The sequence below is a fragment of the Amycolatopsis rubida genome, from assembly GCF_900115345.1.
In the GTDB taxonomy this organism is placed as follows: domain Bacteria; phylum Actinomycetota; class Actinomycetes; order Mycobacteriales; family Pseudonocardiaceae; genus Amycolatopsis; species Amycolatopsis rubida.
In genome coordinates this window covers 37,922-61,805 of the sequence record NZ_FOWC01000024.1, presented here as the reverse complement: position 1 = coordinate 61,805, position 23,884 = coordinate 37,922, and the positions used below count along the sequence as shown (strand labels likewise).

The window sequence follows — 23,884 nt, the reverse complement described above, 5'->3', positions numbered from 1 at the left end:
GGATAAGTGCGCTGACCTGCGCAGGTAACAAGAGATAACACCGGGTTTGTCATCCGCTGCCAGCTCCCGACCAACGCGGAAATGCCGTTTCTTAGAGGCATGACATACGACGAGAAACACCGGCGGGCCGCCGAGTCGGCCGCCCCCCGAAAGGGATTCGCGCTAGTCGCGGGACGTCCCATTGCGGCGAAGCAGCTCGGTGAGATCGGCCAGCTGCTCGGTGATCTGAGTCAGCCGCTGCTCGATGACAGCGAGACGCGCCGACACGGCATCTTCCATGTTCTCGCGGGGCTGCCCCAGCGTCGGCGGGATGCGGCCGTGCAGGACGGCGAGCAGGTGTTGCGGGTGCAGCCCGAGTGCGACGGCCAGCGCTTCGAGCGTCCGGTCGCTGCGCTTGCGCTCGACGGTGTGGTTCTGGATTTCGCGGACGATCGCCTGGGAGACCTGCGAGCGCTCGGCAAGCTCGCGCTGTTTCCATCCGAGCTCGTTCACGCGCTCGTTGATGGCCTTCGCGACCGCCGCCCAGTCTTCCGACACCTATTCCTCCGTGGTCCGCCTCAGCGCCGACATTAGCGCTTGACGGATTCGACGGCGCCGAGATCCACCCCGCGTCGCGCATTCGGGCCATTCTCACGTCTTCATTCGACTAAATCAGCTCTCATTTCACGCTTAAATCAGCGTGACGACTTTAGGAACTTCCCAATGCAGAAGAAAATGCCCAACGCCGGTGGTCCGGCGTTCTACTCGCCAGCCGAAGCTGCCTGGCTACTCGGCATCGACCTCAACTCGATCCATCGCGCTATCCGGGTCGGCGAGCTGCGCGCAGTGCGGCGCCGCTCCCGGCTCGTCATTCCGGCCGCCGAGCTGCGGCGGGCGCTCGGCGGTGGTGCGCGATAAGCGATCACGACTACGCGGCGATCGCTGCCCGCCTCGACCGATACGCCGCTGTGCCCGACGACGTGCTGACAAACGTCGTGGCCAGGGACGGCCTGTGCTTCTGGGCGTTCGAGCGGGCCGAGCTGCCGGAGCTGACCGGAGATGATCCGCCGGATAGGGAGCTGGCTGCCCGGCTCTGTGCCGGCTGCCCGGTGATCGATGAGTGCCTTGAACTCGACCTGCGTTCCGCCGGGCCGGACACGCTCGGCGTGTGGGGCGCGCTGCCGGACACCGACCGTCGCGCCCTGCATCCCGTCTGGCTGCGGCGACGGGGAGGTGAGGCGTCGATGACGCTCACCCTCTCGCCTACGCAGGTTCTCGCGGGCGTCGCGGTGCTGTTTGCCCTGTTCACGATATGGCGGTTCGGCGCACGCAGGGCGCGCCGTGCTGCCGAGACGGCGCGAGCGGGCGCCCGAGTGGTGTCGCTCGCCGGGCGGGTGCTGTTCACAGGCTCAGCGTTCGTCGGCGTTCAGTGGCTCGTGATCACGCACCCAGGGAACCCGACGTTGCTGCTCGTAGTGCTCGGCGCGCCGGACCTGGTCGCGGCCTACGTCCTGACTCGTGCTCTCACCGTGACGTCGCTGGACACCACGCGCCGGGGCGGTGGTCGCCGATGAGCGAGCAGCTTCCCCGCGCTCAGCGGCTCGCCAAAGACGCCGCCGAAGCGGCCGACGTCCGGCGCTGGCGGACCCACCCGGACGTGGTCGCGCTTCAGGTCGAGCGAATCCGCGCTCAGGTCGACCGGCTGTGCTGGGCCGGGATCATCCTCGGTCTGGCGTTCACGACGGCCAACGTGCAGTGGTTCGCCGCCGCCGGAGCTGCCTTCGGGTCGCTGCCCTGGCTGACAGCGTGGCTGCTGGACCCGACCGTGTGCCTGGTGCTGCTCGCGATCCTGCGAGCCGAACAGGTGACCGCCCGGTACCAGGTCCACACCGGACGGTGGGTCCGAGCGGCGAAGTGGCTCACGCTGGCGGCTACGTACGTCATGAACACCTGGTCGTCGTGGGCGGCCGGATCGCCGGCCGGTGTGGTTCTGCACTCCGTGCCGCCGATGGTCGTGTTCGTCGCGGCCGAGGCTGTCACCGACCTGCGCGACAAGCTCACCGACGCCGTGCAGGCCGCACACGCGAACACCACGAACGTTCATGAACTGCCGGCGCCTGCCCGTGAACGGCCTGCGCGGCGGCTGTTTGCCGACTACCTCGCCGAGGCACGTCAAGCGTGGACGCCTGACGTGAAGGTGACGCCGGCATGGGTCCGGGAGGTCACCGGGTGCTCGCGCGGGTTGTCGTCTCGGCTGGCCAGCGCGCTTGCGGACGAGGTGCGCCATGACCGCTGAATCGGATGCCGAGGTAAACAGCAGCGCCAGGCTCGCTCGGGTGGCTTCGGGGGACGTCGAGCACGTCGGCCCGGTGCTCGACGGCGAACTGATCGACGACACCTTGCCTCAGCCGCGCGCCCGGACTGTCCGACGTCGGTTCGCTCGGTGGTGGACGCACTCGCCGCGCGTGCCCCTGTGGCTCAAGAGCAAGCCGCAAGCGATCCAGGCCGCGAAGGATGCCGTGGTCTGGGTGGTCAAGTCACCGGTCCGGTACGTCGGCGCGGTGGTGCGCGGGATCGTGGTCGGAGTACGGTCCTGGCGCGGTTGGGTCAAGGTGAACGACTACCGGACGGCAGCCGAGGAGTCGGAGAAGCTTGCCGACAAGTTCACGGAGATCCGTGAACTCACCTTGTTCCGGTGGAAGGTCACCGGCGCGGTGGTCGCCGTTGCGGTGTTGGCCGTCGCCATGATGAATCTGCTGTACGGCGCCGATCCGTTGTGGATCGGCGGGGCTGCGGCGTCTTTGGCACTCGCTGTTCTGGGCCGTCGTAAGGACGGCAGTCCAGGACGGAAGCCCGCACTTGCCGGCCCGCGCACACTCACGTGGACGATGGACCCGCAGGTTCTCGTGGACGCGTTCCGAGACACGAAGCTCATCGGAAAGGACGAGACGCTTCGCCTGGTCGAGCGCGCGACCCGCGTGGGCGACGGGTGGGCCGTGACCGTGGACTTGCCGGCCACACGCAAGGCTGCGGACGTCGTCAAGAACCGGGATGCACTGGCGTCGGCGCTCGCGGTCGACGAAGTTCAGCTCATCGTCGAGCGCGTCCGCGGCAACGGCGGGCACGCCGGGCGGATCTCGATGTGGGTCGCCGATGAGGACCCGTATGCCCGGCCGCCGCTCCAGACGCCGTTGCTCAGCGTGACGCGCTGGGACGCGTGGCGAGCGGTCCCCTTCGGACGCGACGCACGAGACAGGCGGATCGACCTTCCGCTCGTATGGACGTCGCTGCTGATCGGTGCAATTCCTCGGCAGGGTAAGACGTTCGCTGCTCGACTGGCGGCGAGCGGGCTCATCTTGGATGCGTGGGTGCGGCTCTATGTGGCGGACTTCAAGGCCGGAAAGGACTGGATCGCGGCCGCGCAGGTTGCACACCGCTTCATGGCAGGTGACGAGCCCGAACACGTCCTGGCGCTCGTCGACTGGCTGGTCGAGCTGGTTGCCGAGGTCCAGGGCCGGTACCGACGGATGCGGGATCTCGACGACATCGTGTGCCCGGAGTCGAAGGTGACGCCGGAGATGTCGCGGGACAAAGCCCTGAACATGCCGGTCACGGCGATCTTCATCGATGAGGTTCAGGTGCCGCTCGAAGACCGCACGCCCGTTGACGTACAAGGGAAGAAGCTCGCGGCGGGCGAGTACGTTGGCGAACTGCTGACGTGGCTGGCGAAGAAAGGGCCGGCGGCCGGAATCGTGCTTGTCCTGGCCACGCAACGGCCGGACTCGAAGACCATCCCGTCCGGGCTCCGGGCGGTGCTCGGGTCGCGGTTCGCGCTCCGAGTGATGGACTGGCGCGACTCCAACATCGTGCTCGGCGAGCAGATGAACACCCGCGGGTTCGACTCCTCGCGGCTGCTGGCCTCGCACAAGGGTGTCGGCGTTCTCCGGCCGGACGGCGACACGGCGGCCGGGGCCGACGTGCTGGCCATGACGGTCCGGACGTACTACATGCCGAACGAGGACTGGCAGACCATCTGCCAGCAGGGGCGTGCTCTGCGCGAGGCCGAGGGAACGCTCACAGGGCACGCGGCCGGTCAGGACGCCATGCCGACGCTCGACCATGCGGCCGTCGCGCACGCTCTCGGCGCGGGCACGGCCGTACCACCGGCCGAGTTGCCGGAATCGCTCGCCTCGCTCGTCACCTACCTGGGTGACGACCTCGGCCCCGACGGTCGCGACTTCGTGCCGACGGCCGAGCTGCTGGAGGCGTTGGACGCTGACCGGAGGACGTTCTCGCAGCAGATGAGCGAGGTGGGGTGCCGACCAACGCGCGATCGCGTGACCAGCGAAGACGGCGAGACGCGGCAGGTACGCGGCTACCTGACCGCTGATATCCGCCGAGCTGTCGAGCGTGTCCGCGATGGCGGCGAACTCGCCGGAGCCGGTGATCCGTCATGAGTGCACGGGTGGAAGGTCAGGCCTATCGGGTTATCCTACCTGCGGGATTGCCACAGTTGACGCCTGCGGCTGCGCGCGCGTTGCTGGCCGTACTGATCGAACTGACTGAGGTGCCGGTGCTAAAAGGGCCGGCAAGGGAGGCCACAGATGTCCGCTGAAATCAGCGACCAATGGTCGAAATTGGACGAGATCCTTGGGTTGGACGTGGCCGCGCCCGTTGACGAAGGGATCGGCACCTTGGCCGTCTACGGGCGGTGCTCGACGGAGGACAACCAGGACCCGGAAACCTCTCGCGGCTGGCAGTTCGGGAACGCGCGGAAGTTCGTCGAGCCGCTGGGTGGCCGGATCGTGGCGGAGTACTTCGATATCGGGCAGTCACGTTCGGTGCCTGGGACCGCCGTACCGAGGCTTCGCAGTTGCTCACCGCACTGAAGAACCCCCGCCGTGGTTGGGATGCGCTGGTCGTCGGCGAGGGCACCCGGTGTTGGTTCGGAAATCAGTTCTCGCTCATCGCGCCGCGGTTCGCGGCCTACGGTGTGGACTTGTGGGTGCCGGAACTGGGCGGGAAGTTCGATCCGCGGAACCCGTCTCACAAGATGCTGATGAGCGTGCTCGGCGGCATGAGCGAGTCGGAGCGGCAGCACGTTCAGGCTCGCGTGCGGGCCGCGATGGACGCGCAGGTAGTCAATGAAGGACGTCACCAGGGCGGCCGGGCTCCGTACGGCTACGTAGTCGTGGACGGCGGACCGCATCCCAACCCGAGGAAGGCAGCAGAGGGGTTCCGGTTGCGTCTACTCGCCCTTGACGAATCAGCTGCCGAAGTCGTGCGTCGCATCTTCGCCGAATACCTCGGAGGCAATGGAGACCGGGCGATTGCCAACGGGCTGAATCGCGACGGCATCCCTTGTCCGTCGGCGCGGCGGCCGGACCAGAACCGGCACCGCCTTGCCGATGGTTGGCAGGGCAGCACGGTGCGGTCGATTCTGAAGAACCCGCGTTACACCGGCTTCGCTTTCTTCGGGCGATGGGCGAGGCAGGAAATGCTGCTTGATCCTGATGACGTAGCGGCCGGCAACGTCGTCCGGTTCCGTCGCGCCAAGCCGGATCGGGTGGTTCGCTCCCGTAAGCCTGCACATCCCGAGATCGTGTCTGTCCAGGACTTCACGCAAACGCAGTTGATGCGGCGGGCCAAAGCGGCGGGTGGTCTGCGGACCGCGCGCAAGACCGAGCGCGCAGGACGAACGGTCAAGCACGCGTATCTGTTCCGTGGACTCATTCGGTGCACCGCCTGCGGACGGAAGATGGAAGGCAGCCCGCGAAAGCACGGCATGTACTACCGCTGCCCGGCAAGGACACTCACGCCGGGCTCGCCGGCCCTGCTCACGCACCCGCCGACGATCTACCTCAAAGAAGAACCGCTAAGGGACGCGCTGAACGAGTGGATCGGCGGCCTGTTCGACCGGCAGAACATCGCGCGAACCGTTGAACAACTGGTCCAGGCTCAGCCGACACCGCAAGCAGCGGACAACGGAGCCGCACGGAAGCTACTGGAGGACGCGGAAGCCAGGCTGCAGCGGTTCCAGAACGCCATCTCCGCGGGCGTGGACCCGTCAGCCGTTGTCGAGGGAATCAACCGGGCACAAGCCGATCGGGCGGCCGCTCAGGCGGAACTGATGAGCGCTGGCGAACCTGCGGGGCTCGGCGAGGCGGAGGTCTACGCGATGATCGACTCACTCGGCAACGTCAGCGCTGCACTGGCCGACGGTCAGCCGGGCCGACTGGCTCAGCTTTACCGGGACTTGCGGCTTGACCTGCGGTTCGACCACGAAAAAGAGGCCGTCGACGTGACAGCCTCTCCACGGGTAAATAATGTGTGTGTCCGAGGGGGGACTTGAACCCCCACGTCCGTTAAGGACACTAGCACCTCAAGCTAGCGCGTCTGCCATTCCGCCACTCGGACTTGCTGATGAAGAGAGTATACGACGGTCTGGCACGCCTATTCAGGGGGGTGTGAAACCGCGTCGAGGTTCGGGTGATAAGATCATCTGTTCGGGACATGCCGAATTCCTGGAGTGTCCGCAGCTTGCTGGCTGCTTCAAGGGCACGTCCTGAGATGTCCCGTGCGCGGTCGGGCAGCGGGGGTCGGGGCGCGGCGGGTGAGGCTAATCCGGTCTCTCGCGGCGAAAGGAGTCCAGCCGTGAATCACGGTACTGCTGGCGGTCCTGGGGAATCAGTTCACGGGCAACAGCGGCGCTCCGGCGCGTGAGGTTTTCGCACTGGCCTGCGGGTCCGTGGCGGCATCCTGGATTTCCGTCGAGAGGTCGATCAGGCGGAGAGCACTGCCTCGGCGTTCGGCGAAGCGGCTTTCTCTGTCGCGAAGCCGGAGGGTGAGCCGTGCCCGGACGGTGTTGGCGGCGGCTGGGGGCGTCTTTTGCCTGCCGAGCGAGCGTGGCAGGGCGCGTTGTTCGACGCGCTGGCGCATTACGGCTGGAGTGCTGACGACGTGCTCGTGCGCATTCTGCGTCGACGATCGGACCGGCATGGTGGCGGCGATCGGGGGGCGGCGGGGTTCGGTCGGACGGGCCGGTGGCGGTGCGCTTCACCGAGGTGGATGGTGGGCGAATCGGGTGGCCAGTTCGGGGGCGGGCGACGTTCTTGGTCAGCTGGCGCGAGGACGGGCGACTGCGGCCGTCGCGAAGTTCTGGAGCAGGTGCGCGAGTTCGCTGGGTGCTTCCAGGGGCAGGAGGTGGCCGCTGCCGGGGATGACGGTCAGGGCTGCCTGGGCCAGGTAGGGCAGGAGGTTGCCGCGCAGTGTCGCGGGCGGCTCGACCTGGTCGTGCTCGTCTGCTGCGACCAGGACGGGAACGTCGATGCGGCGGGCCGCGCCGGTGATGTCCTTGGCGATGCCGTGCGAAGGCCATTCGAGACGGGCTTCGTCGGCGCAGGTCCGGGAATCGGCCGTGACCTGGGCTTTTGCTTGATCGCTGAGCGGGGTGGCGGTGAGGACGGCGTCGCGGGCGTGCGCTGTCGACTCGTCGGAGTCGTAGGCGTGCGACAGCGCTTCCCGCTACGTCGCGGTGACTTCGGCAGCGGGTTTCGCCGGGGCTGGAGCGACCAGGGCCAGTCCGGCGAGTCCGGCCGGACGTGCGGACGCGGCCAGTTGCGCGACTTTGCCGCCCATGGAGTGCCCGACCAGGATGTAGCTGGTCAAGCCCGCGTCGGCGAGCACCGCGCGCGTGTCGCGCGCCGACTGTTCCAGCGAGTACGGGCCGGGCAGTTCGCGGGAACGTCCCCATCCGCGCAGGTCGATGGTCACGGCGGCGTGTCCGGGCAGCCGGTCGAGTACGGGCTGCCAGGTTCGGGCCGAGCCGCCCCAATAGTGAAGAAATACTAACGCTGGAAGATCGCCGGGGCGGAAATCGTAGACCGGAAGCTGGTTCGCGGTGCTTGTGGTCACGAGGATGTCCTCTCTCGACGGGAGTTTTCTGACACCGAGTCAACCGTCGGGGTCGGGCTGGCGCATCGGTGTGAGCGGACGGGGAATGGTGAAAAATGGACACCGTGATCGAGATTCGCCAGCTCGTCTATCAGCCGCCGGGGGAGTCGGGCGCGTCGGTGGAGACGATGTCGTTCGCGAAGCTGCGCAGGCTGGACCGCGGGGCTAGCGAACGGGGCGACTTCCATGTGCTCGCGGTGGTCCGGCGTGGGCACGGCGCGGTTTCGATCGACTTCGCCCGTCACTCGCTGTCGGCGCGGAGCGTGGTGTGGATCCGGCCTGGAGTCGTGCACCGCTGGGACGACCTCGGCGATCTGGCCGGAGACGTGGTGCTGTTCGTGCCCACCGCCCCGGCCGCCACCCCGGGGAGCCGCGCGCTTGCGGCCGGTCCCGGTGCGTTGGAGAGCTGGACTGTGGCAGAGGGGCAGTGGCCGCTGGTCACCGCCGCGCTCGCGCATCTTCGGGGGGAGACTGCCGCGGCGTCGGGGGCAGGTGAACTGCTCGGTCTGGTGCTGTCCGCGCTGCTGCTGCGGGTCGCGCCGCCGGTGGCGGGCGGCGAGTCCGGGCAGGAGCTGTTTCCGCGGTTCCAGGTCGCGGTGGAGGAAGATTTCCGCCTCCACCACGACATCGCGTACTACGCTCGCAAGCTCGGGTGCTCGCCGCGGACGCTGTCCCGCGCCGTTCGCTCGGCTACCGGGCGCGGCGGCAAGGAGTACCTGTGCGAACGCCTGGTGCTGGAAGCCAAGCGGCTGCTCGCGCACGATCGGCTCGGCGCGGCCCGCTGCGGGCAGCGGCTGGGTTTCCCGGACGCCGCGAACTTCTCGGCGTTTTTCGCGCACCAGACCGGCGTCCGTCCCGGGCGGTGGCAGTCGGAGACCCTGGCCGGGCGGGATCAGCGCGGTTTGCGGCCCGGCCGGGTCTTGTCTCACTATGAGACAAAGTGATGCGCGCCACGAGTGCACCATGAGGGCCCGTGGGCGGGCAGGAGCCCGGGGCACTGGACGTCAAAGGAGACGTGGTGGCGACGCGAGGCAACGAGTCGATGCGCGACCTGCGGGAACTGTTCCTGTCCCGGGGCTCCCCCGAAGTGTCCGGCGTGCGGGACGTCATCACCGCGTCGTGGCGGCGCGCGCTGGAGAACCGGGTCGACGCCGAACGGCCGGAGCCGGTCTACGTGCCCGACCGCGACGAGGAGAGCCTGCTCGCGCACAGCGCCACCCCGGTACTGGCGAACCTGAGCGAGGAACTGGCCGGTCATCCGGCCGCGATCCTGCTGACCGACGCGAACGGGCTCGTCATCGACCGGCTCTGCACCGATCGCGCGCTCGTGTCCGGCCTCGACCGGGTCTCGCTCGCCCCCGGGTACAGCTACGCCGAGGAATCGGTGGGGACGAACGGTATCGGCACGGCGGTCGAATGCCAGAAATCCGTTCTGGTGTCGGGTTTCGAGCATTTCAACGGGGTGCTGACCGGCTTCGAGTGCGCGGGCGCGCCGATCGTGCATCCGGTCCGCGGCCACCTGGTGGGCGTTCTCGACCTCACGTCGTGGGCCGACGCGTCCGGCCCGCTTCTGCTGACGCTCGCGCGCACGACCGCGAAGCGGATCGAGGAGGCGATGCTCGCGAGCACCGGTGCGCGCGAACTGAGCCTGTTCCGCGAGTACCTGGCGGCGTGCCAGCGCGGTTCGGGCGCGGTGCTGGCGGTGAACCACGACGTGGTGATGGTCAACAGCCACGCCGAGGAACGCTATGACGTCACTGATCGCTCGGCGCTGATCACCCACGCCACCGACCTCGCCGGTTCGGCCAAACCGGCGACCGTGCTGGCGGACCTTCCCTCGGGCATCAGCGCCCGGCTCGAATACCGCCCGGTCTACAGCGGCGACGCGCTCGCCGGCGGTGTCTTCCGGGTCAAGAACCAGACCGCCGCCCGGCGCGCGAGCGCACGCGCCGATCTCCAGCTGCCGGGGACGGCCGGCACCAGTCCGCAGTGGCGGCAGGCCTGCGCGGCCGCGGACGCGAGCTTCGCCGCCGGGCGCTGGCTCGCGCTCAGCGGGGAACCCGGCACCGGGAAGACCTCGATGGCCAGGGCGATCGCGCTCCGGCACGGGCGCAGGCAGGTGGTCCTCGACTGCCGCACCGCCGGCGACCACGACGTCTGGCTGCCCGCGCTCGCCGAGGAGGTGCTCTGCAGCGATCCGCCCGTGGTCCTGTTCCAGCACGTCGAAGCGCTCGCGGGGAACTCGCTGCCGGTTCTGTCCGAGCTGTTCACCGCTTGGCAGAACGGTGCGCCGCACGGCGCGCCCGCCTGGGTGGTGGCGACCGTCGGCGGCGAACCGGCCGACTCCGCGGCGCAGGGGGCGGTGCCGGCGTTCTTCGCGCGGAAGATCGAGGTCCCGCCGCTGCGGCACCGCATCGAGGACGTGCAGCGCCTCGTGCCGCATCTGCTCGCGCGTCGCTCGGGCAGCCGCAGGCTTTCCGCGTCGGACGCTTGTGTGCGCCAGCTCATGCGCCTGCCCTGGCCCGGAAACGTCCGCCAGCTCGACGAGGTGCTGGCCGCCGCGGCGCACAGTGTCCGCAGCGGCGTCCTCGACGTCGCCGACCTTCCCGCCGAATGCCGCACGTTCGCCCGCCGCCGGCTCACGAAGCTCGAAACCATCGAGCGCGACGCGATTCTGCGCAGCCTGGCCGCGAACCGGGGCAGCAAGGAACGCGCGGCACGCGATCTGGGGATGTCGCGCGCGACGATCTACCGGAAGATCCGCGCGTTCGGCATCGTCGACGAAACCTGGTGACCGGGAGAAAGAGGAAACAGATGATCTTCATCACCGCCAAATTCCGGGTGCGGCTCGAACACGCCGGACACTGGCCGGAGATCGCGCGGGAATTCACCGAGGCGACCCGCGGCGAAGCGGGGTGCAGATGGTTCGAATGGTCCCGCAGTCTCGACGATCCGGCGGAATACGTTCTCGTGGAGGCGTTCGCGGACGAGGACGCGGGGGCGGCGCACGTCCAGTCCGCGCATTTCAGGAAAGCCCAGGAAGTGCTTCCGGGATATCTGGCCGAAACGCCGCGCGTCGTGCACGCGGCGGTGGACCAGGACGACTGGTCCGAACTCGGCGAAATGGCTGTCGCCGACTGATCCGAGGCAGCGAAAAGCCCGCTTTCCCGCAGGGGAGGCGGGCTTTTTCGGACCGGTCCGGTCTCACATTGAGATAGAACCCCCGCGCCGCGCGGCACACACTGGCCAGGTCAGACGGACAAGGGCGGACACGCCGCCGGGTTCCAGGAGGCCGATGGTGAGCAGGCAGAGCCTGACCAAAGCACACAGCAAAATCACCGAACTGTCGTGGGAGCCGACGTTCGCGACGCCGGCGACGCGCTTCGGGACGGACTACACGTTCGAAAAGGCGCCCAAGAAGGACCCGCTCAAGCAGATCATGCGGTCCTATTTCCCGATGGAGGAGGAAAAGGACAACCGGGTCTTCGGCGCGATGGACGGCGCGATCCGGGGGAACATGTTCCGGCAGGTGCAGCAGCGCTGGCTGGAATGGCAGAAGCTGTTCCTCTCGATCATCCCGTTCCCGGAGATCTCGGCGGCGCGGGCGATGCCGATGGCGATCGACGCGGTGCCGAACCCGGAGATCCACAATGGGCTCGCGGTGCAGATGATCGACGAGGTCCGGCATTCGACGATCCAGATGAACCTCAAAAAGCTGTACATGAACAACTACATCGACCCGGCCGGGTTCGACATCACCGAAAAGGCGTTCGCGAACAACTACGCGGGCACCATCGGCCGCCAGTTCGGCGAAGGCTTCATCACCGGCGACGCGATCACCGCGGCGAACATCTACCTGACCGTGGTCGCCGAAACCGCGTTCACCAACACGCTGTTCGTCGCGATGCCGGACGAGGCCGCGGCGAACGGGGACTACCTGCTGCCGACGGTGTTCCACTCCGTGCAGTCCGACGAATCGCGGCACATCAGCAACGGCTACTCGATCCTGCTGATGGCACTGGCCGACGAGCGCAACCGGCCGTTGCTGGAGCGCGATCTGCGCTACGCGTGGTGGAACAACCACTGCGTGGTGGACGCCGCGATCGGCACCTTCATCGAGTACGGCACGAAGGACCGCCGCAAGGACCGCGAGTCCTACGCGGAGATGTGGCGGCGCTGGATCTACGACGACTACTACCGCAGCTACCTGCTGCCGCTGGAGAAGTACGGCCTGACGATCCCGCACGACCTGGTCGAGGAGGCGTGGAACCGGATCACCGAGAAGTTCTACGTGCACCGCGTCGCGCAGTTCTTCGCCACCGGCTGGCCGGTGAACTACTGGCGCATCGACGGCATGACCGACGCCGACTTCGAGTGGTTCGAGGAGAAGTACCCGGGCTGGTACGACCAGTTCGGCAAGTGGTGGGAGGCCTACAACCGGCTGCGCTACCCGGGCCGCAACAAGCCGATCGCGTTCGAGGACGTCGGCTACGAGTACCCGCACCGCTGCTGGACCTGCATGGTGCCGTGCCTGGTGCGCGAGGACATGGTCGTGGACGAGGTCGACGACCAGTGGCGCACCTACTGCTCGGAGACCTGCCACTGGACCGACAAGGTCGCCTTCCGGGGCGAGTACGAGGGCCGCGAGACGCCGAACATGGGCCGGCTCACCGGGCACCGCGAATGGGAGACGCTGCACCACGACCGCGACCTCGCCGACATCGTCCGGGACCTGGGCTACGTCCGGGACGACGGCAAGACGCTGATCCCGCAGCCGCACCTGGACCTCGAAGATCCGAAGAAGCTCTGGACGCTCGAGGACATCCGGGGCATCCGGTTCGCGAGCCCGAACGTGACGCTCAACGAGATGAGCGCCGCCGAGCGCGAGCAGTGGGCCGCGGCCTACCGCGCCAACCCCAACGTCACCGTCGCCTGACGAGCCGCGGTCCCGCGACCCGCGCGGGTCGCGGGACCGCGCCGGAAGAAACGAGAAACCCATGGGCGACAAGCACCGCATCTCCTTCGAACCGGTCGGCGTCGAGATGGAGGTCACCGAGGACGAGAAGATCCTCGACGCCGCCTTCCGCCAGGGCATCCACCTGATGCACGGGTGCCGGGAAGGGCAGTGCTCGGCGTGCAAGTCCTACGTGCTGGAGGGCGACCTCCAGATGGAGCGGTATTCGACCTTCGCCTGCAACGACGCGGAGGTCGAGGAGGGCTATCTGCTGCTGTGCCGGGCGCACGCCTACAGCGACTGCACGATCGAACTGCTCAACTTCGACGAGGACGAACTGTTCAACTCGGCTCCGTTGCAGGAGATCACGACCGTGGTCGGCGAAATCGCGGCGCACACCCGCGACATCGTCGGCCTCAAGCTCGCGACGGCGGATCCGCTCGAATTCAAGGCCGGGCAGTACGCCGAGCTGACCATTCCCGGCACCGCGGACTGCCGGTCCTTCTCGATGGCGACCACGCCCTCGACCACCGGGCACGTGGAGTTCCTCATCAAGAAGTACCCGGGCGGCCGGTTTTCCTCGCTGCTGGAGGACGGTCTCGCGGTCGGCGATTCGCTGCTGCTGCGCGGCCCGTACGGCAATTTCACGCTGAAGAAGGGCCACGTGCTGCCGTTGGTGCTGATCGCCGGCGGCGCGGGGATGGCCCCGGTGCTCAGCCTGCTGCGGCACCTGAGCGAGACCGGCGACACCCGGCGGATCCGGTTCTATTACGGCGCCCGCACCGCCGCGGACCTGTTCTACCTGGACGAGATCCAGGCGCTCGGCGAGCGGCTGGCCGACTTCGCCTTCGTCGTGGCGTTGTCCGAATCGGCCGACGGCTGCGGCGGCCTGGGCCTGGCGGCCGAATCGGGGATGGTCACCGACGTCGTGGAGGCGCGCGAGCCCGGCCTGCACCGCAGCGAGGTGTATCTCTGCGGGCCGCCGCCGATGGTCGACGCCGCGCTGGATCTCGCGGCGCGGCAAGGGGTTCCGGAGGATCAGGTGTTCTACGACAAGTTCACGACCTCGGTCGTCGACGACCAGGAGGAGAGCCCGAAATGACGAGCAGTCCCGCTGCGGCGCGCAGCTTCCCGAAGGTGGAGTTCACCGACTCCGAGGCCGGTGCGCTGGAGTTCCCCAGCTCGAAGAGCCGCAGTTACAACTACTTCAAGCCGGCCAAGATGCGGGCGACGGTGTACGAGGACGTGACCGTGGACGTCCAGCCCGATCCGGAGCGGCACCTGAGCCAGGGCTGGATCTACGGCTTCGGCGACGGCCCGGGCGGCTACCCGAAGGAGTGGACGCGGGCGAAATCCTCGAACTGGCACGCGTTCCTGGACCCGAACGAGGAATGGGAGCAGACGCTCTACCGCAACAACGCCGCGGTCGTGCGCCAGGTTTCGCTGTGCCTGGAGAACGCCAAGCGCGCGAACGCCTACGCCGGCTGGAACCCGGCGTGGCAGAAGTTCATCGCCCGCAACCTCGGCGCGTGGATGCACGCCGAGAACGGCATGGCGCTGCACGTGTTCACCTCGATCCAGCGGTCCGGCCCGACCAACATGATCAACACGGCGGTGGCGGTGAACGCCGCGCACAAGATGCGGTTCGCCCAGGACCTGGCGCTGTTCAACCTGGACCTGTCCGAATCGCTGGAGACCTTCGCCGGCGACGCGCACCAGGGCGTGTGGCAGGCCGCGCAGGAGTGGCAGCCGACGCGGAAGGTCGTCGAGGAGCTGACCGCGGTCGGCGACTGGGCCGAGCTGCTCTTCGGCACGAACGTGGTGTTCGAGCAGCTGGTGGGCCAGCTGCTGCGGTCCGAGCTGGTCATGCAGATCTCGGCGAAGAACGGCGACTACATCACCCCGACCATCGTCGGCACCGGCGAGCACGACTACTACCGCGACCTCGGCTACACCCGCGCGCTGTTCCGGCTGCTGGCCCGCGACGAGGAGTTCGGCGCGGCGAACCGCGCGCTGTTCGGCGAGTGGCTTTCGGTCTGGGTGCCGCGGTGCCTGGACGCGGCGCGCGCGTTGCAGCCGATCTGGTCGCAGCCGGCGGAGAAGGCGCGCACGTTCGCCGATTCGCTCGCCGCGAGCAAGGAGAAATTCGCCCAGTTGCTCGACGAGATCGGGCTCGACGTTCCGAAGGAGCTGGAGAAGTGAGCGCTGCCATGGAGTTCGGGTCGCGGGCCGCCGTGTCGGACAGGTGCGGGGTGACCCTGATGAACACCCCGGTCGGCCGGGTGGTGGCCGACGTGATGGGCGCCAAGGACGGGGTCGGGCTGGTCGAGTACCCGTCGATGATCCGGGTCGACGGCACGAAGCTGCTCGAATTCGACTACGCCGAGCTGACCGACGCGCTCGGCCAGGAGTTCGACGGCTCGGTCTTCGAGGAGATCAGCTCGACCCACTACGGCCGCATGGTGCACCTCGACGACCGCACGCTGCTGTTCGCCAGCCCCGAGGACGCCGCCGAGTACATCGGATTCGACCTCTCGGCCAAGGGCTGAGCCCGCACCCCCAGCCGCGCGGCGGCGGGCCCGCCGCCCGCCGCCGCGCTCCCACCGCAATCCCCGAGCACGAACGAAGGGCGAGGATCTCCGATGTACGAGAAGGATGGCGAGCAGTACTACGTCGTCGACGGGCATGTCCACATCTGGGACGCGCGGGAGTCGAACATCAAGAACGTGCACGGGAAGCAGTTCATCGACTGCTTCTACGACTACCACCGCAATCTCAGCCCCGCGGAGGAGGTGTGGGACTACGACACCTACACCTACTACGGCGCCGAGCGGCTGATGAAGGACGTGTTCGCCGACGGCCACGTCGACCACGCCATCTTCCAGGCCACCCTGCTGCGGGACTTCTACCGCACCTGCTTCGGGCAGACCGGCGAATGCCTCGACCTCGTGCGCCAGCACCCCGGGAAACTGACCTACAACCACGCCTACGACCCGCGCGACGGCGAGGCCGGGCTGGAGCAGCTGCGCCGCGACGCCGGGGAAATGCGGCTGAAGGGCGTGAAGCTCTACACCGCGGAATGGCACGGGGATTCGCGCGGCTACCGGCTGGACGACCCGTGGTCCCGGCGCTACCTCGAAGAGTGCCTGAAGCTCGGCATCAAGAACATCCACGTCCACAAAGGACCGACAATCCGGCCGCTGGACCGCGACGCGTTCGACGTGGCCGACATCGACCACGTGGCCACCGACTACCTCGACCTGAACTTCGTGGTCGAGCACGTCGGGCTGCCCCGGCTGGAGGACTTCTGCTGGATCGCCACCCAGGAGTCCAACGTGTACGGCGGCCTGGCCGTGGCGATGCCGTTCATCCACGCCCGCCCCCGCTACTTCGCGCAGATCATCGGGGAGCTGCTGTACTGGCTGGGCGAGGACAAGATCCTCTTCGGCAGCGACTACGCGCTGTGGACCCCGCGCTGGCTGGTGGAACGGTTCGTCGATTTCCAGATCCCGGCCGACCTGCCGGAGTACCCGGAGATCACGGTGGCGCAGAAGAAGAAAATCCTCGGACTCAACGCCGCCGCGCTCTACGACCTCGACGTGCCCCGCCAGCTGCGCCTGCCCGCGGACGCCGGAGCCGGTGCGCGATGACCGCGGCCGCGCTGTCCCTGGAAGCCGCGGTGCTCTCGGCGCTGGCGACGGTGTTCGATCCCGAACTGGACCAGCCGGTGACCGAACTGGGGTTCGTCCGCTCGGTGACGATCGACGACGAGGGCGTCGAGGTGCACCTGCGGCTGCCGACGTCGTTCTGCGCGCCGAATTTCGCGTACCTGATGGTCTCCGACGCCCGCGACGCGCTGGCGGGGCTGCCGGAGGCGGGCCGGGTTCGCGTGCTGCTGGACGACCACCACGATTCGGAGAAGATCAACGGCGGCGTCGCGGCCGATGCCGGGTACGTCGGCACGTTCGGCGTCGAGGCGGAACAGAGCCTCGACGAGCTTCGCCGCACCTTTCAGCGGAAAGCGCACCTCGCGGCGGTGGAGCGGTGCTGCCGGGCGGTGCTCGCGGGCGGTGCGTGGACGCTGGAAGAGCTGCCGCTGCTGGAGCTGTTCGACCTGCCGGAGGACCGGTTGAAGATCGCGCTGCTGCGCAGGCGGGAAGCGATCGGCCTGCCCGCTGACGCGCACGCGCGGGTGCTCGTGGACCACACCGGCCGCCCGGCCGCGCGCCCGGACACCGCGCTGTGGTTGCGGCTGGCCGCCGCGACCCGCATTTCCATCGAGGGCAACGCGCATTTCTGCCGGGGCCTGCTCGCCACCCGGTACGCCGATCCCGAGGGGTCCGTGCCGGTCGTCGTCAACACCAGGAGCCGCTCGTGAAGGCCGTCCAAGTCACCGGATACCACCGGAATCTCGAACTGCGCGACGTCGGGGAACCGAAGCCGCGCGGTCCGCTCGACGTCGTGGTGAAGATCGGCGCGGCCGGGGTGTGCCGCACCGACTTGCACATCCTCGAAGGGCAGTGGGCGGAGAAGTCCGGCGTCGCGCTGCCTTACACGATCGGCCACGAGAACGCGGGCTGGGTGCACGCGATCGGCGACGCGGTCACCAATGTCGCGGTGGGGGACAAGGTGATCCTGCATCCGCTGATCACCTGCGGCCTGTGCCGGGCCTGCCGCCTCGGCGACGACGTGCACTGCGAGAACTCGGATTTCCCGGGAATCGACACGAACGGCGGTTACGCGGAATACCTCCGCACGTCGGCGCGCTCGTGCGTGAAACTGGCCGCCGGTCTCGAACCCGCCGACGTGGCCGCGCTCGCCGACGCCGGGCTCACCGCCCAGCACGCGGCCGCGAAGGCGGCGAAACTGCTGCGTCCCGGGGACGTCTGCGTGATCATCGGCGCGGGCGGGCTCGGGCACATCGGCATCCAATGCCTCAAGGCGATGAGCGCGGCGACCCTGGTCGTGCTGGACCGCAATCCGGCGGCATTGGCGCTGGCCAAGGAAATCGGCGCGGACGTCACTGTCGTCGCGGACGGAACGCACGTCGAGGCGGTGCTCGACCTGACCGGCGGCCACGGGGCGGCCGCGGTGGTGGACTTCGTCGGCGAGGGCGGCGCGACCGCCGAAGGCGTGCGGATGCTGCGCCGGGCGGGCAATTACTACGTGGTCGGCTACGGCGAGAACATCGACGTGCCGACGATCGACGTCATCTCGGCCGAGATCAACTTCGTCGGCAACCTCGTCGGGTCCTATGCCGACCTGCAGGATCTGATGACGCTCGCCGCGCAGGGCAAGGTGAAACTGCACACCGCGCGCTACCGCCTGGAGGATTTCCAGCAGGCGCTCGACGATCTCAGCGCCGGCCGGGTCCGCGGCCGCGCGATTCTCGTTCCCTGAACCGGCAAGGAAAGGACGGAGACCATGGCGAAACAGCTGCGGTTCAGCGCCGAGGCGCGGCGTCAGCTCGAACTCGGGGTCAACACCCTGGCCGACGCGGTGAAGGTGACGCTGGGCCCGAAGGGGCGCAACGCGGTGCTGGAGAAGCTGACCGGCCCGCCCACGATCACCAACGACGGGGTGACCATCGCGCGGGAGATCCAGCTGGGGGAGCCGTTCGCGAACATGGGCGCCCAGCTGGTCAAGGAAGTCGCGATGAAGACCAATGGCGTGGTGGGCGACGGCACCACGACCGCGACCGTGCTCGCGCAGGCGATGGTGCGCGAAGGACTGGCCGCGCTCGGCGAAGGCGCGAACCCGATGCGCGTGCGGCGGGGGATCGAGGAGACCGTCGAGGCGGTCGTCGAGCACCTGCGCAAATCGGCGGTCGCGGTGTCCGGCGAGGCCGAGCTGGAACGGATCGCGACGCTGGCGGCAGGCGACGACGAGCGGATCGGGCGGGTGATCGCCCAGGCGCTCGCGGCGGTGGGCGGCTCGGGAGTGGTGGAGGTCGAGGAGAGCGACCGGCCGGGGCTGGGCGTCGAGGTGGCGGACGGGATCGAGTTCGCGCACGGCTACACCTCGCCGTACATGGTGACCGACCGGGACCGGATGGAGGCCAGCTTCGCCGATCCGGTGCTCCTGCTGACCAACAAGAAGATCAGCCAGGTGCAGGACCTGATGCCGACGGTCGAGGCGGCGCGGCGCGCGGACCGGCCGCTGGTGGTGCTGGCGGAGAACGTCGACGGCCCGGCGCTGCAGCTGCTGGTGAGCGGGAATGTGCACGGCACGTTCCGGGCCGCGGTCGTCCGCGCGCCCGGATTCGGCCACCGGCGGATCGCCGAGCTGGAGGACCTGGCCGCCGCGCTCGGCGGACGGGTGGTGAGCGAGGATTCCGGCGTCACGCTCGCCGAGGTCACCGAACGGGACTTCGGCCGCTGCGCGCACATCACGATCACCGAGGATTCTACGACGATTCTCGGCGCGGCCGGGGACGAGGGCGCGGTCCGCGCCCGGATCGGGCAGTTGGAGAGCCAGCTGGAGCGCGCCCGGATCGAACACGACCAGGACAGCCTGCGGCTGCGGATCGCCCGGTTGTCCGGCCAGGTGGCGGTGGTGCGCGTGGGCGCGGCGACGAGCGTCGAGCTGAAGGAGCGGATGCTGCGGGTCGAGGACTCGCTGGCCGCGGCGCGGGCCGCGCTGGAGGAAGGGGTGGTCGCGGGCGGCGGGGCGGCGCTGGCGCAGGCGGCCCGCCGGGTGGAGCTGGATCTGTCCGGCGACGCGGCGCACGGCCGGGACATCGTGCGGCGGGCGCTGAGCGAGCCGCTGCGCTGGATCGCGGCCAACGCCGGGTACGAGGGGGACGAGGTCCAGGACCGCGTCGCGGGCCTCGGCAACGGCCACGGCTTCGACGCGCTGACCGGGGAATACCGGGACCTGTTCGCCGCGGGCGTCATCGACCCGCTGAAAGTGACGCGCTCGGCCCTGGAAAGCGCGGCCTCCATCGCGGCGCTGCTGATCACCACGGAGACCGCGATCGTGGAGCAGGTCGTGGCGAATCCGGGGGCGATCGTCGCGCCGGGGTTCGGGGATCTGGCCGAGGGCATGGTCCGCCCGTCCAACATCTACTAGGCATTCCGCGACTGCGCGCCGGGACCGCTGCCGAGGCGGTCCCGGCGCGCCCGGCTACGCCGCGTTCGCCGGCCGGGCGGCCCCGGCCAGCCGGAGAGCGAGCCCGAGCAGCCGCGCGGGCGGGCACCGGAAATCCACGAGCCCGGCGGCCACCGCGGTCTCGGCGTCGTGCGCCGGTCCGCCAGGCGGGCGCAGGACGCCCGCGGCCATGATCCGGAGATCCGCGGCCTCGGCGAGGGCATAGCCCGCTCCGGTCGCGTCGCCGTTGATCGCGGCGACCACGGGCGCGGGGTGGCGGCGCACGGCCGCGGTCGCCTCGGAGAAACGCGCGGTGGCGCTCGCGGGCGCGAACCGGCCGCCCTCCCCGGTCAGCACGACCGGCTTCGGCCCGACGTAGTCCAGGGCCGCGAGCAGCGCCGCCCCGTCCAGCCTGGCCGCCGCGCGAAAGCGCAGGATGACCGTCCCGGCCCGGTATTCCAGCTCCGGCATCGCGCAGACCTCCCGGGATCGACGTGCCAGGAGCGTAGGCCGGGCGGCCGCGGGGTTCTGTCTCAGAACGAGATCTCCGGTGCGGCGCGGATGTGGTGGAGTTCGGCCGGCTGTGCACGACCCGGCGAAAGGCCCGCGCTGATGTCCGACGAAGGTTTGCCCGGCAACGCTCGCACCTGTTCCGGCGAACCCGGCTGTGCCCACGGCGCCTGCCTGGAACGGGCGAGGCGGGTGCTCGAGGCCGCGGGCTGGGAGATCGAGGCGCACCCGGACAGCCGAGCCGCCGAGCGGATCAGCCGCTGAGCATCGTCACTGCTCCGGACGTCACGATCAGGGCGACGATCGCCCGGTCGAACACCGTGCGCGGAATCCGGCCGATCAGGCGGCCGCCGAGGAGGTTTCCGGCCAGCGCGGCCAGCACCAGGATCGGCAGCCGGGCGCCCAGGCCGGCGCCGTCGAACTGGCCCGCGGTGACCAGGAGGAGCAGGGACAGGCAGTTGGTCACCACGAAATAGCCCGCCAGGTCGCCGACGAAGGTGCGGGGCGGGACTTTCGCGGAGGCGAGCAGGACGGCAGGCGGTGCGCCGTTGAGGGAAGTCGTGGTGGAGAGATATCCGCCCAGCAGCCCGGCGATCGTTTGCTTGACGGTCGTCGCGGGGCGGGCTTCGCGGGCCGGGCGGAGCAGCAGGCGCAGGCCGGAGAGCACGACCACGGTGCCTGCCAGGATGCGGAGGGCGTGGGGCGGGAGCAGGTGCAGCGTCAGGGCTCCGGCGGCGGCGCCGGGGAGGCTCGCGGCGCCGAGGACGGCTACCCGGCGCCAGGCGATGTGGGCCCGTTCGCGGTGGAGCACGGCGAGCCTGGTGATCATGGTGGCGATCAGGTTGATCACGACCACCTGCGGCAGCGGGAATCCGATGAGCAGCAACAGGGGAGTGCCGACCAGCGACGCGCCGAATCCGGTCAGGCCGCCGATGAAGCCCGCGAAGGCGATCGCCAGCGCGCCGAGGATCACGCGACGACCGCCTGGCCTACCAAGGCCAGCGACAGCACCGCGAGGATTCCGAGCACGATCCGGCGGACATCCCCGCCGCCGCGGCGGTACAGCAGGCTTCCGGCGGCGACCCCGGCGAGGGCGATGGGGAGGAACAGCGCGGTCTGCAGGAGGACGTCGCCGGCGAGCAGGCCGCCGGCGCCGGCGGTGGCGACGGTCATCGAGTCGGCGGCCAGGAAGAAGACGACCAGGCTCGCGCGGTTCACCGCCACCGGCAGCGGGGACGCCAGGTACATCAGGACGACGGGCGGGCCGCCCATTCCGCAGGCGCCGTTGAGAATTCCGAACGCGGCGCCCATCCCGGTGCACGCGCCGCGGCCGGGCAGGCGACGGGTGCGCCGGCTGAAGGCGAGGGCCAGTGCGGAGATTCCGACCGCCAGCCCGACGGTCAGCCTGGTCGCGCGTTCCGGCAGCGCAGCCAGGAACCAGATGCCGACCGGCAGGCCGGCCAGCGCGCCGGCGATCAGCCAGCGCACGGACGGGCGGTGCGCGTCGGGCCAGGCCTTGGGCAGCAAGCTCACGCTGGAGGCCACTTCCAGCAGGAGCGTGCTCGGGACCACGGCCGGCGGCGGCAGCACGAGGCAGAGGCAGCTCACCCACACCAGGGAAGCGCCGAAGCCGGAGTAGCCGCGGATCAGGCCTCCGGCCAGCAAGGCGGCGATGGCGAACGCCATCGCCGCCGGGGGCAGCTGCCAGAAGGTCATCGGAGCGCCGGGGTCCGGGACTGGTGCGGCATCGGGCCTCCCTGAGACGAGCGGACGGGCTTCACCTTGAGGCTCGTCTGGTCACGGCGGTAGGTCCAGAACCGCGGCATCGCGGGGCGCCGGACCGGTCAGGTCGAGGCGACTCCGGCCTCTCCGCGCGAGGAGTCCGTCTCGGTCGCCGCCGCGGGTCCGGCCGGGCGGCGCTTCCGGAACTGGTACGCGATCAGGATCAGCGCCAGCGTCACCGCGCTCAGCCAGAACTGCGAGCGGGTCGTCGGGAGGAACGCCATGGCCAGGATGACCGCCGCCATCAAGGCGATCGTGGCGTAGCTCAGCCACGGGAAGAGCCACATCTTCAGGCTCAGCGCGCCCGGATCGGTGTTCTGCAGGCGTTTCCGCAGACGGACTTGGGCCAGCGCGATGGCCAGGTACACGAAGAGCGCGACCGCGCCGTAGGAGTTCACCAGGAACTGGAAGATCAGGTTCGGCGAGGTGTACGCCGCGATGACGGAGACGTACCCGATGACAGTCCCGGCGATGATGGCTCGGCGGGGGACGCCGCTGCGGGACAGTTTGGTGAACATCTTCGGGGCGTCGCCGTTGCGGGTCAGGGCGAACAGCATCCGCGAGGACGTGTACAGGGCCGAGTTCAGGCAGGAGAGCACGGCCGTCAGGACGATGGCGTTCATGATCGTCGCCACCGCGGGGATGCCCAGGACGTCGAGGACCGCGGCGTACGGGCTGACGGCGGTGTCCGGGGCGTTCCATGCCTTCACCGCGACCACGACGAAGACCGAACCGACGTAGAACAGGACCACGCGGAACACAATGGAGCGCATGGCTTTCGCGATCGCGCGGCGCGGTTCGGCGGACTCGGCGGCGGCGATCGTGACGATCTCGGCACCGGTGTAGAAGCCGACGCACGGGACGACCGCGGCCAGTACCGCGCCGATGCCCATGGGGGCGAAACCGCCGTGGGAGACCAGGTTGCCCAAGCCGCCGTGGGCGCCGGGCCAGACGCCGAACAGGTACAGGGCGCCGACCACCAGGAACACCAGGATCGCGATGACCTTGATCGAGGAGAACCAGTATTCGAATTCGCCGTAAGAACGCGCGGAGACCAGGTTCGTGGCGGTCAGCAGCAGGAGCAATCCGAGACTGAGCACCCACAGGGGCACGTTCGGCAGCCACAGTTGCAGGATCCGGCCGCCGGCGACCGCTTCGACGGCGACCACGATCACGAAGAAGTACCAGTACATCCAGCCGACGGTGAAGCCCGCGCGGTTGCCCATCGCTTCCCTGGCGTAGACGTAGAACGAGCCGAGCGCGGGCCGCGCGACGGTCATTTCGGCCAGCATCCGCATGATGAGCACGGTGATCAGCCCGGCGATGAAGAACGAGACCACCGCCGCGGGCCCGGCCGACTGGATGACCACGCCGCTTCCGACGAACAGGCCGGCGCCGATCACGCCGCCCAGTGCGATCAGATTCATGTGGCGTTGCTTGAGGCCCGGTTTGAGACCGCTCTCGGCGGCTGTTTCCGGTGCAGAACCCACGTCTCCTCCTTCCGGCGGCGCCGGGGGACCTCGATGTCCCCGCGCCGGCCGCCGCCGCGATGTCGCTGAGAGCTGCTGTGTGGTTCCCGTCACCGTAGAAAGGAACAGGCCCCTCCGCGAGAGCCAG

The 23,884-nt window shown here is 69.2% G+C and carries 25 protein-coding genes, 1 tRNA gene and 1 pseudogene; 19 read left to right on the top strand and 8 right to left on the bottom strand.

Annotated features, from left to right (window positions below):
* Positions 1 to 162: 162 nt before the first annotated feature.
* Positions 163 to 537, bottom strand: a complete 375-nt coding sequence (locus BM362_RS43735) for a helix-turn-helix domain-containing protein (protein WP_093577146.1) — start codon at positions 535 to 537, stop codon at positions 163 to 165.
* Positions 538 to 702: 165 nt separating this feature from the next.
* On the opposite strand from BM362_RS43735, the gene BM362_RS43730 reads away from it, so the two are divergent.
* The 7 genes and pseudogenes from BM362_RS43730 to BM362_RS43705 all read left to right on the top strand — a co-directional run bounded on the left by BM362_RS43730 (position 703) and on the right by BM362_RS43705 (position 6,331).
* Positions 703 to 897 (top strand): helix-turn-helix domain-containing protein, encoded by a 195-nt coding sequence (locus tag BM362_RS43730; RefSeq protein ID WP_093577145.1) that lies wholly within the window; start codon positions 703 to 705, stop codon positions 895 to 897.
* A pseudogene (locus BM362_RS43725) lies at positions 894 to 1,208 on the top strand (WhiB family transcriptional regulator); the annotation flags it as partial. The gene BM362_RS43730 and the pseudogene BM362_RS43725, both read left to right, overlap by 4 nt.
* A 15-nt stretch (positions 1,209 to 1,223) precedes the next feature.
* On the top strand, positions 1,224 to 1,553 hold the full coding sequence (locus BM362_RS43720) for a hypothetical protein (RefSeq protein ID WP_093577173.1): 330 nt from the start codon (positions 1,224 to 1,226) through the stop codon (positions 1,551 to 1,553).
* Entirely contained in the window at positions 1,550 to 2,275 is a 726-nt protein-coding gene (locus BM362_RS43715) for a hypothetical protein (RefSeq protein WP_093577144.1), read from the top strand. Before BM362_RS43720 ends, BM362_RS43715 begins: the two co-directional genes overlap by 4 nt.
* Entirely contained in the window at positions 2,265 to 4,436 is a 2,172-nt protein-coding gene (locus BM362_RS43710) for a P-loop NTPase family protein (protein WP_093577143.1), read from the top strand. The genes BM362_RS43715 and BM362_RS43710 overlap by 11 nt, the downstream gene beginning before the upstream one ends.
* A gap of 147 nt (positions 4,437 to 4,583) precedes the next feature.
* On the top strand, positions 4,584 to 4,868 hold the full coding sequence (locus tag BM362_RS49755; RefSeq protein WP_244287480.1) for a hypothetical protein: 285 nt from the start codon (positions 4,584 to 4,586) through the stop codon (positions 4,866 to 4,868).
* The gene (locus tag BM362_RS43705; RefSeq protein WP_244287479.1) at positions 4,853 to 6,331 is read left to right on the top strand and encodes a recombinase family protein; all 1,479 of its coding nucleotides are present in this window, start codon (positions 4,853 to 4,855) and stop codon (positions 6,329 to 6,331) included. The genes BM362_RS49755 and BM362_RS43705 overlap by 16 nt, the downstream gene beginning before the upstream one ends.
* Here the strand turns inward: BM362_RS43705 and BM362_RS43700 are convergent.
* The 3 genes from BM362_RS43700 to BM362_RS48610 all read right to left on the bottom strand — a co-directional run bounded on the left by BM362_RS43700 (position 6,313) and on the right by BM362_RS48610 (position 7,893).
* Positions 6,313 to 6,396, bottom strand: a tRNA-Leu gene (locus BM362_RS43700). The two genes, BM362_RS43705 and BM362_RS43700, sit on opposite strands and share 19 nt — an antisense overlap.
* A 270-nt stretch (positions 6,397 to 6,666) precedes the next feature.
* Positions 6,667 to 6,978, bottom strand: a complete 312-nt coding sequence (locus tag BM362_RS43695; RefSeq protein WP_143132640.1) for a hypothetical protein — start codon at positions 6,976 to 6,978, stop codon at positions 6,667 to 6,669.
* Positions 6,979 to 7,503: 525 nt separating this feature from the next.
* A complete protein-coding gene (locus BM362_RS48610; RefSeq protein WP_208865523.1) occupies positions 7,504 to 7,893 on the bottom strand; it encodes an alpha/beta fold hydrolase in 390 nt (129 codons plus the stop codon).
* Positions 7,894 to 7,988: 95 nt separating this feature from the next.
* Here BM362_RS48610 and BM362_RS43685 point away from each other — a divergent pair, with 95 nt between their 5' ends.
* The 11 genes from BM362_RS43685 to groL all read left to right on the top strand — a co-directional run bounded on the left by BM362_RS43685 (position 7,989) and on the right by groL (position 19,957).
* Positions 7,989 to 8,876 carry a helix-turn-helix domain-containing protein gene (locus tag BM362_RS43685; protein WP_208865522.1) on the top strand — a complete coding sequence of 296 codons (888 nt, stop codon included), beginning with the start codon at positions 7,989 to 7,991 and terminating at the stop codon, positions 8,874 to 8,876.
* Between the two features lie 29 nt (positions 8,877 to 8,905).
* Positions 8,906 to 10,726, top strand: a complete 1,821-nt coding sequence (locus BM362_RS43680; RefSeq protein ID WP_244287478.1) for a sigma-54-dependent Fis family transcriptional regulator — start codon at positions 8,906 to 8,908, stop codon at positions 10,724 to 10,726.
* A gap of 20 nt (positions 10,727 to 10,746) precedes the next feature.
* On the top strand, positions 10,747 to 11,073 hold the full coding sequence (locus BM362_RS43675; protein WP_093577141.1) for a putative quinol monooxygenase: 327 nt from the start codon (positions 10,747 to 10,749) through the stop codon (positions 11,071 to 11,073).
* Positions 11,074 to 11,230: 157 nt separating this feature from the next.
* Positions 11,231 to 12,868 (top strand): ferritin family protein, encoded by a 1,638-nt coding sequence (locus tag BM362_RS43670; RefSeq protein ID WP_093577170.1) that lies wholly within the window; start codon positions 11,231 to 11,233, stop codon positions 12,866 to 12,868.
* 61 nt (positions 12,869 to 12,929) lie between these two features.
* Positions 12,930 to 13,988 (top strand): FAD-binding oxidoreductase, encoded by a 1,059-nt coding sequence (locus BM362_RS43665; protein ID WP_093577140.1) that lies wholly within the window; start codon positions 12,930 to 12,932, stop codon positions 13,986 to 13,988.
* A complete protein-coding gene (locus tag BM362_RS43660) occupies positions 13,985 to 15,088 on the top strand; it encodes an aromatic/alkene monooxygenase hydroxylase subunit beta (protein WP_093577139.1) in 1,104 nt (367 codons plus the stop codon). The genes BM362_RS43665 and BM362_RS43660 overlap by 4 nt, the downstream gene beginning before the upstream one ends.
* The gene (mimD, locus tag BM362_RS43655; RefSeq protein WP_425285776.1) at positions 15,085 to 15,435 is read left to right on the top strand and encodes a propane 2-monooxygenase effector subunit MimD; all 351 of its coding nucleotides are present in this window, start codon (positions 15,085 to 15,087) and stop codon (positions 15,433 to 15,435) included. The genes BM362_RS43660 and mimD overlap by 4 nt, the downstream gene beginning before the upstream one ends.
* A 93-nt stretch (positions 15,436 to 15,528) precedes the next feature.
* Positions 15,529 to 16,536, top strand: coding sequence for an amidohydrolase family protein (locus BM362_RS43650; RefSeq protein WP_093577137.1), 1,008 nt, complete (start codon positions 15,529 to 15,531; stop codon positions 16,534 to 16,536).
* Positions 16,533 to 17,264 (top strand): metal-sulfur cluster assembly factor, encoded by a 732-nt coding sequence (locus BM362_RS43645; protein ID WP_093577136.1) that lies wholly within the window; start codon positions 16,533 to 16,535, stop codon positions 17,262 to 17,264. Before BM362_RS43650 ends, BM362_RS43645 begins: the two co-directional genes overlap by 4 nt.
* Positions 17,261 to 18,286 carry an NAD(P)-dependent alcohol dehydrogenase gene (locus BM362_RS43640; RefSeq protein ID WP_093577135.1) on the top strand — a complete coding sequence of 342 codons (1,026 nt, stop codon included), beginning with the start codon at positions 17,261 to 17,263 and terminating at the stop codon, positions 18,284 to 18,286. Before BM362_RS43645 ends, BM362_RS43640 begins: the two co-directional genes overlap by 4 nt.
* A 24-nt stretch (positions 18,287 to 18,310) precedes the next feature.
* The gene (groL, locus tag BM362_RS43635) at positions 18,311 to 19,957 is read left to right on the top strand and encodes a chaperonin GroEL (protein ID WP_093577134.1); all 1,647 of its coding nucleotides are present in this window, start codon (positions 18,311 to 18,313) and stop codon (positions 19,955 to 19,957) included.
* 54 nt (positions 19,958 to 20,011) lie between these two features.
* Here the strand turns inward: groL and BM362_RS43630 are convergent, their stop codons facing one another.
* Positions 20,012 to 20,446, bottom strand: a complete 435-nt coding sequence (locus BM362_RS43630) for an enoyl-CoA hydratase-related protein (protein WP_093577133.1) — start codon at positions 20,444 to 20,446, stop codon at positions 20,012 to 20,014.
* A gap of 141 nt (positions 20,447 to 20,587) precedes the next feature.
* On the opposite strand from BM362_RS43630, the gene BM362_RS48045 reads away from it, so the two are divergent.
* Positions 20,588 to 20,749 (top strand): hypothetical protein, encoded by a 162-nt coding sequence (locus tag BM362_RS48045; RefSeq protein WP_167545666.1) that lies wholly within the window; start codon positions 20,588 to 20,590, stop codon positions 20,747 to 20,749.
* Here the strand turns inward: BM362_RS48045 and BM362_RS43625 are convergent.
* The 3 genes from BM362_RS43625 to BM362_RS43615 form a co-directional block, all read right to left on the bottom strand.
* Positions 20,739 to 21,458: a sulfite exporter TauE/SafE family protein gene (locus BM362_RS43625; protein WP_093577132.1), complete on the bottom strand. Its 720-nt coding sequence runs from the start codon at positions 21,456 to 21,458 to the stop codon at positions 20,739 to 20,741. The two genes, BM362_RS48045 and BM362_RS43625, sit on opposite strands and share 11 nt — an antisense overlap.
* Positions 21,455 to 22,201: a sulfite exporter TauE/SafE family protein gene (locus BM362_RS43620; RefSeq protein WP_067593385.1), complete on the bottom strand. Its 747-nt coding sequence runs from the start codon at positions 22,199 to 22,201 to the stop codon at positions 21,455 to 21,457. The genes BM362_RS43625 and BM362_RS43620 overlap by 4 nt, the downstream gene beginning before the upstream one ends.
* A 128-nt stretch (positions 22,202 to 22,329) precedes the next feature.
* Positions 22,330 to 23,694, bottom strand: a complete 1,365-nt coding sequence (locus tag BM362_RS43615; RefSeq protein WP_202506672.1) for an amino acid permease — start codon at positions 23,692 to 23,694, stop codon at positions 22,330 to 22,332.
* Positions 23,695 to 23,884 lie beyond the last annotated feature (190 nt).

Excerpts from the sequence above, each read along its gene's own strand:
- BM362_RS43730 (WP_093577145.1), top strand. The coding sequence starts at position 703 with ATGCAGAAGAAAATGCCCAACGCCGGTGGTCCGGCGTTCTACTCGCCA.
- BM362_RS43720 (WP_093577173.1), top strand. The coding sequence starts at position 1,224 with ATGACGCTCACCCTCTCGCCTACGCAGGTTCTCGCGGGCGTCGCGGTG.
- BM362_RS43715 (WP_093577144.1), top strand. The coding sequence starts at position 1,550 with ATGAGCGAGCAGCTTCCCCGCGCTCAGCGGCTCGCCAAAGACGCCGCC.
- BM362_RS43710 (WP_093577143.1), top strand. The coding sequence starts at position 2,265 with ATGACCGCTGAATCGGATGCCGAGGTAAACAGCAGCGCCAGGCTCGCT.
- BM362_RS49755 (WP_244287480.1), top strand. The coding sequence starts at position 4,584 with ATGTCCGCTGAAATCAGCGACCAATGGTCGAAATTGGACGAGATCCTT.
- BM362_RS43695 (WP_143132640.1), bottom strand. The coding sequence starts at position 6,978 with ATGCCGGTCCGATCGTCGACGCAGAATGCGCACGAGCACGTCGTCAGC.
- BM362_RS43685 (WP_208865522.1), top strand. The coding sequence starts at position 7,989 with ATGGACACCGTGATCGAGATTCGCCAGCTCGTCTATCAGCCGCCGGGG.
- BM362_RS43675 (WP_093577141.1), top strand. The coding sequence starts at position 10,747 with ATGATCTTCATCACCGCCAAATTCCGGGTGCGGCTCGAACACGCCGGA.
- BM362_RS43665 (WP_093577140.1), top strand. The coding sequence starts at position 12,930 with ATGGGCGACAAGCACCGCATCTCCTTCGAACCGGTCGGCGTCGAGATG.
- BM362_RS43660 (WP_093577139.1), top strand. The coding sequence starts at position 13,985 with ATGACGAGCAGTCCCGCTGCGGCGCGCAGCTTCCCGAAGGTGGAGTTC.
- BM362_RS43650 (WP_093577137.1), top strand. The coding sequence starts at position 15,529 with ATGTACGAGAAGGATGGCGAGCAGTACTACGTCGTCGACGGGCATGTC.
- BM362_RS43645 (WP_093577136.1), top strand. The coding sequence starts at position 16,533 with ATGACCGCGGCCGCGCTGTCCCTGGAAGCCGCGGTGCTCTCGGCGCTG.
- groL (WP_093577134.1), top strand. The coding sequence starts at position 18,311 with ATGGCGAAACAGCTGCGGTTCAGCGCCGAGGCGCGGCGTCAGCTCGAA.
- BM362_RS43630 (WP_093577133.1), bottom strand. The coding sequence starts at position 20,446 with ATGCCGGAGCTGGAATACCGGGCCGGGACGGTCATCCTGCGCTTTCGC.
- BM362_RS48045 (WP_167545666.1), top strand. The coding sequence starts at position 20,588 with ATGTCCGACGAAGGTTTGCCCGGCAACGCTCGCACCTGTTCCGGCGAA.
- BM362_RS43620 (WP_067593385.1), bottom strand. The coding sequence starts at position 22,201 with ATGACCTTCTGGCAGCTGCCCCCGGCGGCGATGGCGTTCGCCATCGCC.
- BM362_RS43615 (WP_202506672.1), bottom strand. The coding sequence starts at position 23,694 with ATGAATCTGATCGCACTGGGCGGCGTGATCGGCGCCGGCCTGTTCGTC.